Here is an 18,321-nt window from a genome sequence, read left to right on the forward strand (position 1 = left end):
TTGCTCTCCTCTGCTGGATCGACGGCTCTTCTGATCAGTTGACCGATGGCATCATGAGGTCGATGCCGCCGATCAGTCTCGCAGGCTCGTCCACCCCTCGTTGCGACTCGACCCGCCGCCGGCCTCCGAGCTCCTGGGGAAGGCCCTAGGCCGTCCTAGCTGACCAGCCAGCTGCCGACGTGCAGCTCGTCGGCGGAGCCACCGGTCCACTGCCGGGCAGCGGGAGACGCTGGCCAGTCGGCGGCGTCGGCCAACGTGCCGAGGCCCGCTTTCACCATCGCCTCCTTCGCCGTCCACAGCCGGGAGAAGGCGATATGAGGCTTTGTAGCTTTGTCGACATAGAGACGTTCTGCTGCGGTCAACACCTGCCGGCGTACCGCGTCGGTGACGGGGCGGACCCGCTCCACGTCGATGCCGCAGGGCCGGGGCGCCGCGATCGCGGCGACCCGGGCGCGGGTGTGGCTGAGGCTGACGAAGAGCCTCGGCAGGCCCGGCAGGTAGGGGCGGCCGTGACCGGCGCCTCCGCAGGTGGTGCAGGCCTGGGCGAGGGTGAGCTCGTCGGCCGTCCGGCCGGCGAGGGTGGCGGCCACCCGGCGTACCAACAGGTGGGCGGCGAGGTGGGCGGCACGATCCTCCGGGTGCCGCAGCCGAGCGTTGCGCGTCAGTTCGAGCTCGGTCAGCCGACCGCCCGAGTCGGCGAGCACGTCGCCCACCCGCGCGAACCTGACCTCTACCCGCTCCATCCGTCCCTCTCGCTCTTGTGGGTGGGCTCCTGCGGCGCCGCCGCAAGCAGCCCGGTGATCAGAGCGCCGATGCGGTCGACAGCAGGCCGGCGTACCAGCTCGCCATGGGTGACGTCGATCTCGTGCACGACGAGCTCCCCGTCGACATGCTCCTTCCATCCTTGCGGACGCAGCCAGCTCTCCGGGCGCGGGGCCGTCGCCACCACCAGGTGTAGATCGCCCGGCAGCGGACGGTGCTCGGAGTCACGAACCACTGCCGCGGAGCCGACCACCGAGGCGATGCAGCCGGCCAGCACGGCCTCCGGCAGTGCGGCGACCGCTGACCCGCCCTCGCGCAGCAGCCTCGCCACCAGCTCCCGAGTCACGGGTACGCCGTCGGGCAGCAACGGCTCCACCCCACCCATCCGGAGCACGCCTCGGAGCGCCTCCGCCTCGTCGGGCGCGCCGAGGTGCGCCCACTGGTCGGAGGGATAGGCGTCGAGGGCGAGCACCAGGTCGACCTGCTGGCCCTCCGCGCGCGCCAGCGCGCCGACCGCCTGGGCGGCCATCCCGCCCAGCGACCAACCGGCGACCCGGAAGGCACCCAGGCCGACGAGCGAGCGGATCGTCTCCAGCTGACGGCGGGCGAGTGCGTCGAGGTCTGCGGGCAGCTCCGGTGTTCCCGCGCCGATCCCCGGAGCCTGGAGCGCGATGACCGGCAGGTCGGCGGGGAGCGCTCGCAGCAGCCCGGTCCAGCACCAACCGAGCCCACCCGCAGGAGGCAGCAGGACCAGCGGGGCGCGCTCCGGGTCGCCGCGGCGCAGGGTGAGCACCGGCTCCAGCCCGGTGCGTCCGGACCCGCCGGACGCGACCAGCGTCGCCAACTCGGCGACGGTCGGGTGCTCGAAGACATCGGCCAGGGTGACCGAGACCCCGAAGTCGTCGTCGATGCCGGCAAGCAGGCGGAGTGCGGAGAGCGAGTCACCACCCAGGTCGAAGAAGTCGGCGTCTCGCGGCGCCTGCTCGATGCCGAGCAGCCCGGCGACCAGGTCGGCGACCTGCTGCTCCAGCAACGAGACCGGCGCGTGCTCCTCGGTCACGGCGATCCGTGGCGGGTGCTCACGGAGCAGTCGCCGGCGGTCCGCCTTGCCAGTGCTACCGACGGGGATCTGCGGCACCGTCACCCAGGCGCTCGGCACCCAGCCCGCCGGCAGGTGCCGAGTCGCCCGCTCGCGGAGGGCGGCTTCGCACGCCGTCCGGGGCGGTCCCGATCCCCGATGACCGTCCGCCGGGTCGGCCGCGGCGTACCAGAGCACCAGGCGCCCCTCGTGCACGCCGACCGCAACCCCGACCACCCCGTCGACGCCGGCCAGGACCTGCTCGATCTCCCCGAGCTCCACCCGCTGCCCACGGATCTTCACCTGGTCGTCGAGCCGCCCCAGGTAGCGGAGGGCACCGTCGGGGCGCCAGGCGACCAGGTCGCCGGTGCGATAGAGCCGGCCGCCGATGCCGGGCACCTCGCGGAACCGCTCGGCGGTCAGCTCCGGCTGCCCGATGTAGCCGTCGGCAAGCTGTACGCCGCCCAGCCACAGCTCGCCCGGCACACCGATCGGCTGGACAGAGCCGTCGGGTGCCAGCACATGACAGGTGGTGTTGGTCAGCGGTCGGCCGATCGGAACCGGGCCCTCGTCGTGCGGATCGCACTCCCAGACGGTGACGTCGACGGCGGCCTCGGTCGGGCCGTAGAGATTGGTCGGCGCGACACCGAAGGCCGCTGTGCACCCGGAGACGAGGTCGGTGGTGAGCGCCTCACCACTGCAGACCACCGCACGCACCCGCGCGGAGCCCACCCGCGCCGTACCGGATCGATCCGCGAGGAAGGCGCGCAGCATCGAGGGCACGAAGTGCAGCACGGCCACCTCCTGCTCGACGATCACGGATGCGAGCGCCCGCGGGTCGCGGTGTGCACCAGGGTCGGCGACCACGACGCACGCCCCCACCTGATGGGCCCAGAAGAGCTCCCACACCGAGACGTCGAACGAGATCGGCGTCTTGTGCAGCACCCGCTCGCCGGGACGCAGCGCGAAGTGCGCCTGCATCCAGTCGAGCCGGTTGTCGATCGCGGCGTGCCCCACCAGGACGCCCTTCGGCCGCCCGGTCGAGCCGGAGGTGAAGAGCAGGTACGCCGGCGCCGCCGGGTCGTCGAACGGCGTCAGGTCGGTCGCAGGCGGAGTCTGCGCGCAGGACGCGGGCGTGATGGTGACCGGCTCCGGGCCCGGCTGCTCGGCGATGACAACCGTGCAACCGGCGTCCTCCAGCATGTCGAGCAGCCGTGCCTGCGGTAGGTCGGGATCGAGCGGCAGGTAGACGGCGCCGATCAGCTCGATGCCCTGGATCGACTCGAAGAGCGCGCAGGAACGCTCCAGCCGCACCCCCACCACCTCACCCGGCCGGACCCCCTGCGCCCGCAGCGCGGCGGCGACCCGGCGGGAGGCCTGGTCCAGCTCCGCATAGGTACGTCGCTGCGCACCATGCAGCAGCGCGAGCGCGTCCGGGGTCCGTGCGACCTGGGTGGCGAACCGCTCGGCGAGGGTCCGCGGGCGCCGCGGCGAGGCGGTGTCGTTGAAGGCGTCGATGCGGCGGCGCTCCGCGTCGGTCGTCAGGGGCAGTGTCTCGATCATGGCTGCGCCGGGCGCGTCCGCGAACGTGCCCAGCCAGGTCAGGAGCCGATCCAGGTGGAGATCGAGCTCGTCGGCCGAGTAGAGGCGCGGGTTCGCGTCCAGCTCCAGCCGCACGGTGCGCCCGCGCCCCGGGGTGCCGCGCAGGCAGACAGTCATGTCCTCGACCGGGCCGGCGGTCAGGTTGCGCACCACGCCGCGGGTCTCGGCGCGGGGCGCCTCCGCATCGAGCGAGCCGGGCGTGGAAGGCGTGGCCAGCGCGATCTCGAGGTCGAAGGGGATCAGGTTCAGCTGGGCTCCGAAGAGCTGGGCCCCGACCAGCTGAGCGCCGGCCGATCCGGCTCCGAGGCGACGCAGTCGTCGGCCCAGCTCCTCTTGCCGGAGCTGGGGATGCTCGCGCACGGCGCGTTGGTCGGCCGCGGCCGCCGCAAGCGCCTCGGTGACACTTCCCGCGGCGGGCACGGTCACCGGCAACACGTTCATCGCCGTACACACGGTGCTCGCCGAGGCGAGTCGGCCGCGGCCGGGCACCGCACGGTTCATCAGCGGCAGGCCTACGCGGGTCGAGGTGCGTCCGGCGACCCGAGCGAGATAGCTGCCGACCGCCGCGGTGACCAGGTCGGTCCAGCCGTAGCCGCAGCGGCGTGCGCCGGCGATGATCCGATCCTGCAGCTCCGGCGAGACGTCGAGCTGGCGCCGCAGCGCAGCCGGAGCGGGGTCTGCGGTGCGTCCGGCGATCGCGACCACGTCGTTCATCGCGGCCAGGCGTGGCTCCCAGAAGGTATCGGCCTCCGGGTCCGGCGCGGCGGCGTCCTCGGCAACCACCTCGGCCAGGGTGGGAGCACACCGGACGGAGGGGTCGGCGTACGCCTCCGCGATCCGCCGGAGCAGCTGCTGGGCGCCGTACCCGTCCAGCAGGACGTGGTGCGCGGCGTGGTACCACCAGCAGCGGCCGTCGGGGAGCGTGAGCAGCGCGGCACGCAGCGGGGGCGGCGCGCCAGGGGTGAGAGCGAACGGCCGCGCCAGGTCGGCCCGCAGCCACGCCTCGGCCTCGGCTACGTTCGCGACCGGCACCACCGGCAAGGTCACGACCGGGTCGCCCACCCGCTGCCGCGGTCCGTCGGCAGTGACGGCGAAGGTGACGCGCAGCTGCTCGAACTCCCGGTACGCCGCCAGGTGCGCCGCATAGAGCCGCTCCGGATCGATCGGCCCGCCCAGCTCGACCACCTCGGCGGTGGTGTGGCAGGGGTTGTCGGGGTCCAGGGTGTGCGCGAACCAGAGCCCGAGCTGGGCGGAGGTCAGCGGCAGCCAGTCACCGGCTCCCGCCACGGCCGAGCTCACGCAGAGACACCGACGAGAACCCGGCCCTGCTCACGCAGGTAGCCGAGCGTGGGGCGACGAGTGAACTCGCCGAAGTCCACGTCCGGTCCGTCGTCGGCCAGCAGGTCGAGCACCTCGAAGGCGCGCAACGAGTCCAGTCCGAGCTCGAAGAGGTCGGTCTCGGGGTCGGCGAACGCCTGGTCGGCGAGCTCCGGACCCAGGTGGGTGGTCAGCTCCTCACGCAGCAGCGCCTCCCACGCCGGTCGCGCTGCCACCGCGTCGAGCACACCCTGCGCGGTGACCAGGACGCCGCAGCAGCTGGCGATCTGACGCAGTGCCAGCGCATGCTCCTCGGCGCTGAAGTCGGCCACCGCATCGGCGACCACGAACGGATACACCTCACGCTGGAACGCTTCCATCGCGGTCGCCGTGATGCCGATATGCGCATAGACCCCGGTGATCACCAGCTGGTCGCGCCCGCGCGCCGCCAGCAGGTGAGCGAACTCATTGCCTGCGAACGCGCTGTAGCGGTGCTTGGTCAGGACGACGTCGCCCGGCTCGGGCCGGACCGCCTCCAGGATCTCCGTGTGCTCGGGCCGGTCACGCATCCCGGGTCCCCACAGCTCGCGCTGCAGGCCACGGGCGACCTGGTCCTGATCGCCACACTGCGCGGTGTAGAAGACCGGGATCCCGGCGACCCGCGCTGCTGCGATCACCGCGGCCGTGCGGCGTACGGCGTCACGCAGCACCGTGCCCTCGCCGTACGGCCGGGCGAAGTAGCGCTGCAGGTCGTGCACCAGGACAGCGGCGCGATCGCGGTCCAGCGTCCAGGTGGCCCGACTGGCAGGAAGATCCGTATGCGGCGGCACCGGCGGGAGGTAGTCGATGGCCGACGGCAGGCTGCCGGAGGAGTCGGGCGGAGTGGGAAGCACGGACATCAGATCTCCTGGAGATGGGAGGCGAGAAGTTGGCGGAGCTCGCGGCGGCTGTTCTTGCCGACGTGCGTGGTCGGGAAGACATCGAGAAGGCGTACGTCGTCGGGCAGCTTCCAGGTCGCCAGCCCGCTGTCGCGCAGGTGCGCGACGAGCCGCTCGGGCAGCGTGTCGATGGAAGCAGCCTCCGGCTCCGGACGCACCACGACGCAGATCCGCTCACCCAGGTAGGGGTCGGGCAGCCCGAGGGCCACGACGTCGAGCACCTCGGGATGCGCCAGCAGCGGCTGCTCCAGCTCCTCGCAGGCGACCTTCTCCCCGGCCCGGTTGATCTGGTCCTTCGCGCGGCCGGTGACGACCAGGTGCCCCGAAGGGAGTCGTCGCACCAGGTCGCCGGTGCGATAGAAGCCGTCGGCCGTGAACGAGTCGCGGTCGGCGATCTCGTCGCGGTAGTAGCCGCGGATCGTGTACGGCCCGCGGGTGAGCAGCGCACCCTCCTCGCCGTCACCGACCTCAGGCTCCGCCGGGTCGGTGGGATGCACGATCCGGATCTCGTCATGGTCGCTGATCGGTCGCCCCTGGCTGGTCAGCGTCACGCTCTCCGGGTCGTCGGCGCGGGTGTAGTTCACCAGCCCCTCGGCCATCCCGAAGACCTGCTGCACCCGCACACCGAGTGCCGGCCCGAGCTGGGCGGCCACGGTGTCGGCCAGCTTGGCACCGCCCACCTGGAGCACGCGGAGACTGGAGAGATCGGGGCGGCGCCGACGGACCGAGGAGAGCCAGGCCTGGGCCAGCGGCGGCACCAGGGCTGTCAGGGTGACCCGCTCCTGCTCGATGAGCCGGAAGGCGGTCCGCGGACTCGGGTCCGGCGCGAGCACCACGGTGCCGCCGGCATGCAGCACGCCGAGGATGCCCGGCGAGCTCATGGCGAAGTTGTGCGCCGCCGGCAGCACGACCAGCATCACGGACTGCTCGTCCAGCTCACAGATCTCCGCCGAGGCGCGCACCGAGTAGAGATAGTCGGCATGGGTGCGGGGAATCAGCTTGGAGATGCCCGTCGTGCCTCCGGAGAGCTGCAGGAACGCGACCTCCTCGGCACTCGCCCCCGGGCGGACGGTCACCGGTGCGGTCGTCGCGGCGGGGCGCCCAGCCAGCGCAGGCCCGTCGGTCACTGGATCCTGTACGTCGACGACCGCAGGAGGCGTGCCACCGCGACGCCGGAGCTCGCCGGTCACCCGCTCGGCCAGGCCCCGGTGGTCGTACCCGGCGGTGTCGCCGCAGAGCACCAGGGCCGCGGCGTCGCTCAGCAGGCAGAACTGGGTCAGCTCCGCCTCGCGATGACCCGGCTGTGCGAAGACCGGCAGCGCGCCCATCCGGAAGCATCCGGCGACGAAGGCGACGAACTCGACCACGTTGGGCAGGGTGAGCACCACCCGATCGCCCTCGCGGACTCCCGCGTCGCGCAGCACCCGCGCCGCGTGCGCGGCCCGGGCAGCGAGCTCACGGTAGGTCCAGCGTTGCTCGTCACCGTGAGCGTCGACGCCGACCACCGCGGTGCGGGAGGCGAACCGATCGGTGCGATCGGCGAGGAAGTCGGCGAAGGTCTCCTCGTGCCACAGCCCGGCAGCTCGGTAGCGGAGCCGGAACTCGTCAGGCCAGGAGCGCACCGACGCCAACGGGCTCCTCGGTCGCTCGCTCACAGGCCCACCACCTTCGCCATCGTGGCGAGCTTCGCGCCGGTCTCGGCCACCTCGAGCGCGGGCACGGAGCCGGCCACGATGCCGGCACCGGCGAAGAGCCGTAGCTGCGCGCCCTCCAGCAGCGCGGAGCGGATCGTGATGGCGAACTCGCCGTCGCCGGCGGCGTCGACCCAGCCGACGCATCCGGCGAACCACTCCCGCAGGTCGCCCTCGAGCTCGTCGATCGCTGAGTACGCCGCTCCCAGCGGGACGCCGCCGACCGCCGGCGTCGGGTGCAGCAGCTGGGCCAGGTCGAGCGCGGTCGGCGCACTCACTCCGGGAGCCAGACGGGCGCGGATCGGCGAGGCAAGATGCCACAGGGTGTCGGTCGAGATCAGCTCCGGCGTCGGCGGTGCCTCGATCTCGACGCACACCTCTTTGAGGGACCTGACGATCGCCTCCACCACGAACGCATGCTCGGCATGGTCCTTCGCCGACTCGCGGAGCCCAGCGGCGCGCGCCCGGTCCGCCTCCGGATCGGCCGAGCGCGGGATCGAGCCCGCCAACGGGGTGCAGGCGACGGCCTCGCCGGTACGACGCACCAGGAGCTCCGGACTCGCGCCCACCAGCACCGGCCCCGGATTCCGCTCCGGCGACAGTGGCCCGGGGTCGCGCTCCGGCGACAGTGGCCCGGGGTCGCGCTCCGGCGACAGTGGCCCGGGGTCGCGCTCCGGCGACAGTGGCCCGGAGTCGCGCTCCGGCGACAGTGGCCCGGGGTCGCGCTCCGGCGACAGTGGCACGGAGAAGAGATAGCGGCCGGGACGGGTGACCAGCAGCCGGTCGATCACCTCCGCCGCGGTGAGCGGTGGCTCGCTGTGCACGTCGAGGCACCGGCCCAGCACGACCTTGGCCACCTCGCCGGCCTCGATCTTGGCGAGCGCCTGGTTCACCATCGTGGCGTAGCGCTCCGCACTCGGATGCTCCGTGACCTGGTGGCGACGGTCGGGCCCTGGGTCGCCGCTCGGAGCCGGGAGCGGGCGGACCGCGCCGGTGGTCAGGTGGAAGAGGCCAGGGGAGTGCGCGGCGAACGAGAGCGCCCCGACTGCTCGCTCCCCGGGGCGCAGCGCCCCGACCACTGCGGCCGCCCAGCGCGGATCCTCGCCGTCTGCCGAGCTGAGGGTACGGCGCACCTGCGTCGCGGCGTACGAGCTGGCGCCGGAGGCGAACATCAGCGGCGTAGCGCTCGGGTGGGTCGGTGCGTTCACAGGCTCGCTCCTCCATCGACGAAGAGTTGCTGCAGGGTCAGGTGCCGCGCTGCGGGGGAGAGCAGGAAGCAGATGGTGGCGGCGACGTCGCCGGGATCGGCGATACGGCCCAGCGGGATGCCGACGCGGAACTGGGCGGGGTCGCCGTGGAGGGCACTCCGGAGTCCGGCCTCGGCGTCGGGCCACAGCGCGCGCTGCATCGGGGTGTCGGTCGAACCCGGCTCGACGACGTTGCAGCGGACACCGCGGGTGGCGAGTTCCAGGCCGGCCGCACGCGCCAGTGCCGAGGCGGCGCCCTTGGAGGCGGCGTACGCCAGCATGCCGGTCCGTGGCACCCGCGCCGCGTTGGAGCTCACCACGACGACGGCGCCGCCGTCCCGGACGTGCCGATGGGCGCCCCGGAGTGCGTTGAGCGTGCCGCGCGCGTTGACCGCGAGGTGGGTCGCGAAGTCGTCGTCGGTGGTGTCCTCCAGGCCGCCGGGGATGAGAGTGCCGGCCGCCGAGACGACCCCGGCCAGGGGGCCGAAGGCACCGGTCGCCTCCTCGAAGGCGGCGCCCATCCCTGTGCTGTCGGCGACGTCGCAGGTGAGGTGCAGGCAGTCCGAGCCGGCCGCTGCGGCCGCTGCCATCCCCGACGGCTCCCGGTCGACCAGTGCGACCGGGAGATCGGCCGCCCGGAGCAGCCGGGCCGTCGCACGGCCGATCCCCGAGGCTGCGCCCGTGACCAGCACCGGGCCGCGCACCTGCCCATTAATCATGTGATGATGATAAGGGGTGCCTAACCTAATGTCTTGCGCTGGTCCAGATCAGGTCCAAGGATTGGCCCAGCGCCCGTCCGCCTGAGCCGCCGCGACCTCTGCCAAGCCGGCTGGGCGCATCCGCCCCTCGGCTAGCAGCCGCTCTACTTTGGCGATGTTCAGCCGCGACCACTTCGAACGCGGCCGACGTCGGGTGTAGCGCTGCAGGTAGGTGGTGGAGTCGCCCGCGCGGCGTACCGCTGAGACCCAGCCGAAGCAGAGACCGACATCGACCAGTTCGTCGGAGCCCAGCGACGCGGGAGTGACGCCCTTGCGCGTCAGCCGCAGCCAGACTGCGCGGCTCTCGGGCGGAGCCTCCTCGAAGAACCGCTCCACCTCGGCCACCGACGGTCGATCGAGGACAGGCTCGCCATCGATCGTCTCCATCGGGCCACTCTAGAGTCACCCAGAGCCCACCGCGCGGTGCCCGAGTGACCTCGTCGCGCCTGCGAAGTCAGCGACCGCGCATCTCGCGGATGAAGATCCAGATCAGCCAGAAGCCGGCGGTGATCATGCACATGATGATGTCGAAGAGGAAGTTGCCGAGTCCGTAACGTTTGGCGGCCATAGCGGCTCCTTATCGATGAGCGGGCAGACGTAGGAGTCGGGTCAATACACCCGAGTGGAGATTGGCTCGAGTACGAACATGTCGTGCTCGGACTTGAAGCTCGCGAGCCGGGCGACGATCCGAAGGTTGTCGAACTCGCCGACGCTGTCGGCGGTGCCCTTCACGTTCAGGTCGGAGAAGTTGACATCCTCGAACTTGAAGCTGGGGCCGCTGACGTCGGACTTGTCGAGCGAGCCGCGGTAGCGACCCGCGTAGAGGAGGAAGTCGAATCGGGTTGTGTAGTTGCCGTGAGGTGCGACCTCGGGAACCCAGGCGTCGAACTCCACCGTCCGGTCGAGGTACTTCTTGGCGAAGGACTCCCGGTCCGCAGTCGGCGACGTGAGGAGCGTGGCGAACTCTTTGTTGTTCTTGATAGTGATGTGCTCCGGAGGCTCCGTGGTGGTCTCGTCCTCCGGGGTCGCCTGACTTGATTCGGCGGCGGGCGGGTCGGATGACCGCTCCGGCGCCGGGCAGGACCGATCGACGGTCAACCGCGGGGCCGTCGTGACCGGGTCACCCGCTTGTGGCTGCTGCTCACAGACCGTCCAGTTGCTCTCCTTGAGCACGCCGAAGAGGCCGTCGCTGACTACCTCGACCTCGTCATCGACACCAGCTTGCTCGATGTCGCTCTTGGCCACATCCAGGCGGATCCCGACGACGTCCGGCATGAGCGGTGCATCAACGGCCGGTTTCTCTGAAGAGGCCGTCGACGTCGACTGCCGGACTTGTGGGTCGGACATGCTGTGGTCGCCGTCCTGCTCCGGTCCACATGCGCTGAACGCAAGCGTCAGAGCGACGACGACGGCGATGCGCAGACCAGACATCCCGCCCCTTCCTCGCTACTTATCAGGAGCAGAATAGGGGATGGAGCGAACCGACACCGAAGGTGGCAGGCGCTATGGCGTGGCGACGGCCGAGGGCGAGCCCCGCGTCAGTGCGTCCCGCTGACGCAGAACTCGTTGCCGTCCGGGTCGGCGAACGTGTCCCACCGGAAGTCACCCTCGCCGCGCTCGCCCAGGTGCCGGGCACCACCGGCGATCCAGGAGGCCACGCTGGCCGCCCGGTCGACGCCCTCGTCCCGGCCGAGGTCGAGGTGGGCGCGGTTCTTGCCAGGCGTCGGGCTCTCGACGAGTTGGAAGCCGAGGCTCGTCGTCCACTCCGGCACCGTCACGATGCAGAAGAAGCCGTCGGCGTCGAGCGTGATCTCGCCGCCCAGGCGCGTGGCCCACCAGGCCGCGAGCGCGCGTGGGTCGGTGCTGTCGAAGGTGATCATCGCGAGGGTGGGCATGGGTCCTCCTGAAGGAACGGGTCCGCGGTCAGCCTACGAACTGCAGGGCGTCCGCGCCTCTCGGCGAAGCCGGGTTCCTGCTCGTATCGTCGACTCATGGAGGAGAAGGAGATCAGCCCCGCCCAGCGCGCAGCGATCGCGGAGGTCGAGCGGCACGCCGCGCACAACTACCATCCGCTTCCGGTGGTCATCGCCGACGCCGAGGGCGCCACCGTCGTCGACATCGACGGCCGCCGCTACCTGGACTGCCTGGCGGCGTACTCCGCAGTCAACTTCGGTCACCGCAATCCGAGACTGACCGCCGTCGCCCATGCCCAGCTGGACCGGTTGACCCTGACCAGTCGTGCCTTCCACTCCGCGGCTCTCGGCCCCTTCTGCTCGGCACTCGCGGAGCTTGCCGGCAAGGAGATGGTGCTGCCGATGAACACCGGCGCCGAGGCGGTCGAGTCCGGCATCAAGGTCGCGCGCAAGTGGGGCTACGAGGTCAAGGGCGTGGCGACCGACCGGGCCAACATCGTGGTGGCGCACGGCAACTTCCACGGCCGCACCACCACCATCGTCTCCTTCTCCGACGACCCCGACGCCTTCACCGGCTACGGACCCTTCACCCCCGGCTTCCGCTCCGTGCCGTACGGCGACGCTGCTGCGGTCGCCGAGGCGATCGACGACGACACGGTCGCGGTGCTTCTGGAGCCGATCCAGGGCGAGGCCGGCGTGATCATCCCGCCGGGCGACTACCTGCCGCAGGTCCGCGATGTGACGGCTGCCCGCGACGTACTGCTGATCGTCGACGAGATCCAGTCGGGGCTGGGACGCACCGGCGCCACCTTCGCCTGCGACCTGGTGGGGGTCACGCCGGACCTGTATCTGCTGGGCAAGGCGCTCGGTGGAGGCATCGTGCCGGTCAGTGCGGTCGTGGGAGACGCCGACGTGCTCGGGGTGCTGCGGCCCGGGCAGCACGGTTCGACGTTCGGCGGGAACCCACTGGCCGCCGCAGTCGGGCTCGCCGTCGTCGAGCTGCTGGCCACCGGCGAGATGCAGCTGCGTGCCAAGACGCTCGGCGAAAGCCTGCGCGAGGGGCTCACCGCCTATCTCGGCCATGGCCTGACCGCGGTACGCAGCGTGGGGCTCTGGGCGGGCGTCGACGTGGACCCCGCGGCGGGCACGGCGCGGGAGGTCTGCGAGCGGATGATGCGAGGCGGCGTACTCGCGAAGGACACGCACGGACAGACGGTCCGGTTGGCGCCGCCGCTCGTCGTCACCGAGGCGGAGCTCGACCGGGCTGTTGCGGCGCTCGGCTCCGCACTCCGTCCCTGAGTCGGGGGAAAATGACCGACGCCGCCACCCCGGGCGGGGGGTGGCGGCGTCGCCTCAGTCAGTCAGGCTGAGTCTTGCCTGCCTGGCGGCAGGACGTCAGTTGCCCCGAATGAAGGCCTCGAGCTGGGCGCGACCCTCGGTGTCCTCGATCTGGACCGGCGGGGACTTCATCAGGTAGGCCGAAGCCGGGATGATCGGGCCGCCGACGCCGCGGTCCTTGGCGATCTTGGCAGCACGGACGGCGTCGATGATGATGCCGGCCGAGTTCGGGGAGTCCCAGACCTCGAGCTTGTACTCCAGGTTGAGCGGGACGTCACCGAAGGCGCGACCCTCGAGGCGCACGTACGCCCACTTGCGGTCGTCGAGCCAGGCCACGTAGTCGGACGGGCCGATGTGGACGTTCTTGTCGTCGACCTTGCCGGCCAGCGGGCCGTTGAGGTTGGAGGTGACAGCCTGGGTCTTGGAGACCTTCTTGGACTCCAGGCGCTCGCGCTCGAGCATGTTCTTGAAGTCCATGTTGCCGCCGACGTTGAGCTGGTAGGTGCGGTCGAGCACCACGCCGCGGTCCTCGAACAGCTTCGCCATCACGCGGTGGGTGATCGTGGCACCGACCTGCGACTTGATGTCGTCGCCGACGATCGGCACGCCGGCGTCCTCGAACTTCTTGGCCCACTCCGGGTCGGAGGCGATGAAGACGGGGAGGGCGTTGACAAAGGCCACGCCGGCGTCGATCGCGCACTGGGCGTAGAACTTGTCGGCCTCCTCGGAACCCACCGGGAGGTAGGAGACGAGCACGTCGACCTGGGCGTCCTTGAGCGCCTGGACCACGTCCACGGCCTCGGCGTCCGACTCGTCGATCGTCATCCGGTAGTACTTGCCGAGACCGTCGTACGTCGGACCACGCTGGACGATCACGCCGGTCGGCGGGACGTCAGTGATCTTGATGGTGTTGTTCTCGGAGGCGTTGATCGCCTCGGAAAGGTCGAACCCGACCTTCTTGGCGTCGACGTCGAAGGCGGCCACGAACTCGACGTCCTTGACGTGGTAGTCGCCGAACTTGACGTGCATGAGACCCGGGACGGTGCTCGACGCGTCAGCGTCCTTGTAGTACTCGACGCCCTGGATGAGGGAGGTGGCGCAGTTGCCCACCCCCGCGATTGCCACTCGAACCGAACCCATGGGTTCCCTTCTTCCTTGTATAGCCTGCTGACTGACTGACTTCTCGTGCTCGGTGGCTCAGCCCTGAGCGGGCTTGTCCACCGGCTGCTGACTGCGTTCGGCGTTGATCAGGTCGGAGAGCCACTTGACCTCGCGCTCGACCGACTCCACACCGTGACGCTGGAGCTCGGACGCGTAGCGGTCCATCTCCTTCTGCGTCATCGACAGCTGGGACTGCACCTTCTCCAACCGCTCCTGGAGCCTGCTGCGGCGCCCTTCGAGCACCCGCAGCCGGATCTCCATGTCGGTTCGTCCGAAGAAGGCGAACCTGATGTCGAAGTTGCCGTCCTCCCAAGCATTGGGCCCCACCTCGGACATGAGGCGGACGAACTCGTCCTCCCCGGCCGTGGTGAGCTGGTAGACGATCCGGGGCCGCCGACTGGGCAGGGACCCGGTGCTCTGGACCGTCCGCTCCTCGATCCAGTTCGCCTTGAGCATCTTCTTCAACGCCGGGTAGAGCGAGCCATAGGAGAGCAGCCGCCCCCACCCGAGCATCAGGTTGAGCCGCTTGCGCAGCTCGTAGCCGTGCATGGGTGACTCGTGCAGCAGTCCGAGGACCGCCAGCTCGATGCTCTCTCCACGCCTTGCCACAGACCTATCGTACCGATATATCGCTGGGGCCGTGAATCGCGGGTGAACGCGGGGTGTCGACGGGGTGCCCGAGGCGGTGTCTCTCGTCGTCGTACGCCCGCAGTCACGACCCGCGTACCCTTGCCGAGGCAGAAACCACGTTATTCCCGCGGCCCGGTTCGCGGCGTACGCACGAAGGACCACGACCTTGAGCGGAAAGCGAAAGGCCTCTGCGGCCCGGAGCAAGGGGCCCGAGCAGCCGGCCTGGAAGCGCCGATTGATGAAGACCCTCAAGTGGGGCGGCATCACCGGACTGGTGCTCACCCTGCTCGGCGTGCTCACCTTCGTCATCCTCTATCGCTCGATCGACATCCCCGACCCGAACGCGGACTTCCAGACCGAGACGACCTACGTCTACTACGCCGACGGCAAGACGGAGCTCGGCCGCTACGCCACCCAGAACCGCAACTCGATCCCGCTCTCGGAGATGCCGGACACGGTGAAGGACGCCGTGGTCACCGCCGAGGACCGCAGCTTCTGGACCAACCGCGGCATCGACCCGAAGGGCATCCTGCGCGCCGCCTTCTCCAATGCCCAGGGCAACGACCGTCAGGGTGCGTCGACGATCACCCAGCAGTACGTGAAGATCCTGTACCTGACCCAGGAGCAGAGCTACAAGCGGAAGATTCGCGAGGCGGTCGTCTCCCTCAAGCTGCACCGGCAGCAGAGCAAGGAGCAGATCCTCGAGGGCTACCTCAACACCATCTACTTCGGTCGCGGCGCCTACGGCATCGACGCCGCGGCCCAGGCCTACTTCGGGGTCCCCGCGAAGAAGCTGAACCTTCGCCAGAGCGCGGTGCTCGCCTCAGTCATCAACAACCCCACGCTCTTCGACCCGGCCAACGGCAAGGCGAACAAGAACGCGCTGCGCAGCCGCTTCCAGTGGATCCTCGGCAACATGGGCAAGAACGGCGACGTGAGCGCCGCGCAGGCCGAGAAGGCGGCCAAGCGGCTGCCGCCGTTCCCCACCATCAAGGCGGAGACGACGTACGGCGGCCAGAAGGGCCACGCCCTCACCATGATCCGCAAGGAGCTGCTGCGCCTCGGTTTCACCGACCAGGAGATCAACGGCGGCGGGCTCCGGGTGACGACCACGCTCACCAAGAAGGCGATGGACGCCGCCTCTGCCGGGGTCGCCGAGAGCCGGCCGGAGGGGATCAAGGGGCTGCACATCGCCGCTGCGTCCGTCGAGCCGGGCACCGGGGCGCTCCGCGGCTTCTACGGCGGCCAGGACTACCTCCAGTCGCAGCTCAACTGGGCGGTCTCGGGCGGTCAGCCCGGCTCGACCTTCAAGGCGTTCGCACTCGCCGCCGGCATCTCGGCGGGCTACTCGCTCAAGGACACCTTCGAGGGCAACTCGCCCTTCGAGTTCGCTCCGGGGCAGAAGCCGGTCCGGAACCTGGGCGGCGGCGACGGCACCGACTACGGCCGGGTCAACCTGATCACCGCCACCGAAGACTCCATCAACACCGCCTTCGTCGACCTCACCATGGGGCTGCCCAACGGACCGAAGGACGTGCTCAAGATGGCCAAGGCCATGGGCATCCCCGGTGACGACGGCAGCCGCGGTCTCGACAATCTGCGTACCTCGCCCGGCCTGACCGCGAACCCCGGCATCGCGCTGGGGTCGGCGACGGTCAGCCCGATCAACATCGCCAACGGCTACGCCACGATCGCGAACGACGGCGTACGGGCCGACCTCTTCGTCATCGAGCGGGTCACCGACCGCAGTGGCGAGGTCAAGTACCAGCACAAGGTCACCGACAAGCGGGTGCTCGACGAGGACGTGAACGCCGACGTCTCCTACGCGCTGCAGCAGGTGGTGAAGGCCGGAAGCGGTACGACGGCCCGCGCGCTGGGTCGCCCGGCCGGCGGCAAGACCGGCACCGCCACCAACGCCGAGGACCAGGTCTCCAGCTCCTGGTTCGTCGGCTACACCCCGCAGCTCGCCACCGCCGTGATGATGGTGCGCGGCACCGGCAACGAGTCGCTGGAGGAGGTCCTGCCGGGTTCCTACTACGGTGGCCGCTACCCAGCCGCGATGTGGACCTCGGTGATGTCCAAGGCGCTGGAGGGCGAGGAGGTGCTCCCGCTCCCCGACGCCGCCTGGACCGACGGTGAGGCACCCAACGAGGACCACGAGTACGTCCCGCCGCCGCCACCTCCGACCAACACGCCGAAGCCGCCGAAGGAGACGAAGACCTCCAAGGAGCCGGAGCCGTCGGAGACGGCGACCGAGGAGCCGACCGACGAGCCCACGGTCGACCCGACGGACGAGCCCACGGTGGATCCGACCGAGTCGTGCGGCCTGCTCGGCTGCCCGACGCCGACCGGCGGCGCCACACCTGCCCAGCGCAAGGTGCTGCCGCCGGGTCGTGACTGACACCACCGGGGCTGCAGCGTCCGACCGCCCGGCGGCCCCCACCCAGGAGGATCCGCTGGTCGCCTCGCTCAGTGAGGCGATCGGTGGGCCTGTCGGCGAGCGCGCCCGGCCGCACCGCTGGTGGACACCGGCCCGGGTGATCCTGGCGCTGGCGGCGCTCTGCTTCGTCCTGGGGATGGTGCAGAAGGCCCCCTGCTGGAGCGAGGACTGGTCCGACGGCCAGCAACGCTATGCGCGGATGTGCTACTCCGACATGCCCTACCTCTATGTGGGGCGGGGCTTCGCGGAGCTGAGCTGGCCCTACTCCGACGACGACCAGACCCGGGCCCGCTACGAGGTGATGGAGTACCCGGTCGGGATCTCCTACTTCGCCTGGGCGGCGGCGTGGACCACCCAGGCCCTGCACGGGTTCCCCGACGTGGTGGCACGCGGATCGCGAGCGGTCGGCGACCTCAGCGCCGACCCCGACATCATCGCCGAGCGCACCGACTACGTGGCCGTCTCTGCCGTCCTGCTGGGCGCGGCGACGCTCGTCGCGACGTGGTTCCTGATCCGCACCCATCGTCGACGGCCCTGGGACGCGGCGCTCTTCGCGCTCTCACCGGTGCTGATCCTCAACGGCTTGATCAACTGGGATCTGCTGGCGGTCGCTACCGTCGCCGGGGCGTTGTGGGCCTGGTCGCGGGACCGTCCCGTGCTGACCGGTCTGATGATCGGAGTGGGTACGGCGACCAAGCTCTACCCGCTGTTCCTGCTCGGCGGGATCCTGGTGATCGCGCTGCGCCGGGGCGTGGGCCGAGCACATGCCGGCCGACGCCGACACGTGTGGGAGGCCTTCGCCCTCACCACCCTGGTCGCCGCGGCGAGCTGGTTGCTGGTGAACCTTCCGGCGATGGTCACCGGCTGGTCGGAGTGGAAGGTCTTCTGGACCTTCAACTCCGAGCGCGGTGGAGACCTGGGCAGCATCTGGCTGGTGCTCAACCAGGCCGGGCAGCAGATCACCGCTGATCAGATCAACCTGGCCTCGTGGATCTTCTTCGGCTGCTGGTGCCTGGCCGTGCTCCTCCTCGGCATCGCCGCGCCCGAGGACCCGCGGCTGGCCCAGCTGGGCTTCCTGATCGTGGCCGGGTTCCTGCTGGTCAACAAGGTGTACTCGCCGCAGTACGTGCTCTGGCTGCTGCCGCTGGCGGTGCTCGCCCGACCGAGGTGGCGCGACCAGCTCATCTGGCAGGCGGGAGAGATCCTCTACTTCGCCTCGGTCTGGTGGTATCTCGGTGGCTATCTCCAGCCCGGATCGGGTGACCAGCCCGGGTTCTACTGGATCGCGATCGGCCTTCGCATCGCCTGTGAGCTCTACCTGATCGGCATCGTCGTGCGCGACATCCTGCGGCCCCGGCACGACGTCGTACGCCGCTACGAACCTGCCTGCCCTCCCGGTCAGCTTCCGCAAGATCGCCACAAAGCGGACGTTCTCGGATAAGACTG

Annotated in this window: 14 protein-coding genes; 3 read left to right on the forward strand and 11 right to left on the reverse strand. The window is 70.5% G+C overall.

What is annotated here, in order from left to right; translation table 11 throughout:
* Nucleotides 1-155: 155 nt before the first annotated feature.
* From DNK54_RS11750 to DNK54_RS11790, 9 genes are all read right to left on the reverse strand, one after another.
* A complete protein-coding gene (locus DNK54_RS11750; RefSeq protein WP_110207170.1) occupies nucleotides 156-743 on the reverse strand; it encodes a 4'-phosphopantetheinyl transferase family protein in 588 nt (195 codons plus the stop codon).
* The gene (locus DNK54_RS11755) at nucleotides 731-4,741 is read right to left on the reverse strand and encodes a non-ribosomal peptide synthetase (RefSeq protein ID WP_110207171.1); all 4,011 of its coding nucleotides are present in this window, start codon (nucleotides 4,739-4,741) and stop codon (nucleotides 731-733) included. Before DNK54_RS11755 ends, DNK54_RS11750 begins: the two co-directional genes overlap by 13 nt.
* On the reverse strand, nucleotides 4,738-5,658 hold the full coding sequence (locus DNK54_RS11760) for an isochorismatase family protein (RefSeq protein WP_110207172.1): 921 nt from the start codon (nucleotides 5,656-5,658) through the stop codon (nucleotides 4,738-4,740). Before DNK54_RS11760 ends, DNK54_RS11755 begins: the two co-directional genes overlap by 4 nt.
* Complete coding sequence (locus DNK54_RS11765; protein WP_110207173.1) at nucleotides 5,658-7,352, reverse strand: (2,3-dihydroxybenzoyl)adenylate synthase; 1,695 nt, start codon at nucleotides 7,350-7,352, stop codon at nucleotides 5,658-5,660. The genes DNK54_RS11760 and DNK54_RS11765 overlap by 1 nt, the downstream gene beginning before the upstream one ends.
* On the reverse strand, nucleotides 7,349-8,596 hold the full coding sequence (locus DNK54_RS11770; RefSeq protein ID WP_110207174.1) for an isochorismate synthase: 1,248 nt from the start codon (nucleotides 8,594-8,596) through the stop codon (nucleotides 7,349-7,351). The genes DNK54_RS11765 and DNK54_RS11770 overlap by 4 nt, the downstream gene beginning before the upstream one ends.
* A complete protein-coding gene (locus DNK54_RS11775) occupies nucleotides 8,593-9,354 on the reverse strand; it encodes an SDR family oxidoreductase (protein WP_110207175.1) in 762 nt (253 codons plus the stop codon). The genes DNK54_RS11770 and DNK54_RS11775 overlap by 4 nt, the downstream gene beginning before the upstream one ends.
* Nucleotides 9,355-9,402: 48 nt before the next feature.
* On the reverse strand, nucleotides 9,403-9,780 hold the full coding sequence (locus DNK54_RS11780; RefSeq protein WP_110207176.1) for a YdeI/OmpD-associated family protein: 378 nt from the start codon (nucleotides 9,778-9,780) through the stop codon (nucleotides 9,403-9,405).
* A 222-nt stretch (nucleotides 9,781-10,002) separates the two neighbouring features.
* Complete coding sequence (locus tag DNK54_RS11785; RefSeq protein WP_110207177.1) at nucleotides 10,003-10,824, reverse strand: DUF4839 domain-containing protein; 822 nt, start codon at nucleotides 10,822-10,824, stop codon at nucleotides 10,003-10,005.
* 107 nt (nucleotides 10,825-10,931) lie between these two features.
* Nucleotides 10,932-11,288, reverse strand: coding sequence for a VOC family protein (locus DNK54_RS11790; RefSeq protein WP_110207178.1), 357 nt, complete (start codon nucleotides 11,286-11,288; stop codon nucleotides 10,932-10,934).
* 96 nt (nucleotides 11,289-11,384) lie between these two features.
* On the opposite strand from DNK54_RS11790, the gene rocD reads away from it, so the two are divergent.
* Nucleotides 11,385-12,605, forward strand: a complete 1,221-nt coding sequence (rocD, locus tag DNK54_RS11795) for an ornithine--oxo-acid transaminase (RefSeq protein ID WP_110207179.1) — start codon at nucleotides 11,385-11,387, stop codon at nucleotides 12,603-12,605.
* A gap of 96 nt (nucleotides 12,606-12,701) precedes the next feature.
* On the opposite strand, the gene DNK54_RS11800 is transcribed toward rocD, so the two are convergent.
* The gene (locus DNK54_RS11800; protein WP_110207180.1) at nucleotides 12,702-13,784 is read right to left on the reverse strand and encodes an inositol-3-phosphate synthase; all 1,083 of its coding nucleotides are present in this window, start codon (nucleotides 13,782-13,784) and stop codon (nucleotides 12,702-12,704) included.
* Nucleotides 13,785-13,841: 57 nt separating this feature from the next.
* Nucleotides 13,842-14,414, reverse strand: a complete 573-nt coding sequence (locus DNK54_RS11805; RefSeq protein WP_110207181.1) for a PadR family transcriptional regulator — start codon at nucleotides 14,412-14,414, stop codon at nucleotides 13,842-13,844.
* Nucleotides 14,415-14,601: 187 nt separating this feature from the next.
* Here DNK54_RS11805 and DNK54_RS11810 point away from each other — a divergent pair, with 187 nt between their 5' ends.
* Nucleotides 14,602-16,836: a transglycosylase domain-containing protein gene (locus tag DNK54_RS11810; protein ID WP_239460056.1), complete on the forward strand. Its 2,235-nt coding sequence runs from the start codon at nucleotides 14,602-14,604 to the stop codon at nucleotides 16,834-16,836.
* Nucleotides 16,829-18,316, forward strand: a complete 1,488-nt coding sequence (locus DNK54_RS11815) for a glycosyltransferase family 87 protein (protein WP_110207183.1) — start codon at nucleotides 16,829-16,831, stop codon at nucleotides 18,314-18,316. The genes DNK54_RS11810 and DNK54_RS11815 overlap by 8 nt, the downstream gene beginning before the upstream one ends.
* The last annotated feature ends 5 nt before the right edge of the window (nucleotides 18,317-18,321 follow it).

The sequence above is a fragment of the Nocardioides daejeonensis genome, assembly GCF_003194585.1.
Taxonomy (GTDB): Bacteria; Actinomycetota; Actinomycetes; order Propionibacteriales; family Nocardioidaceae; genus Nocardioides; species Nocardioides daejeonensis.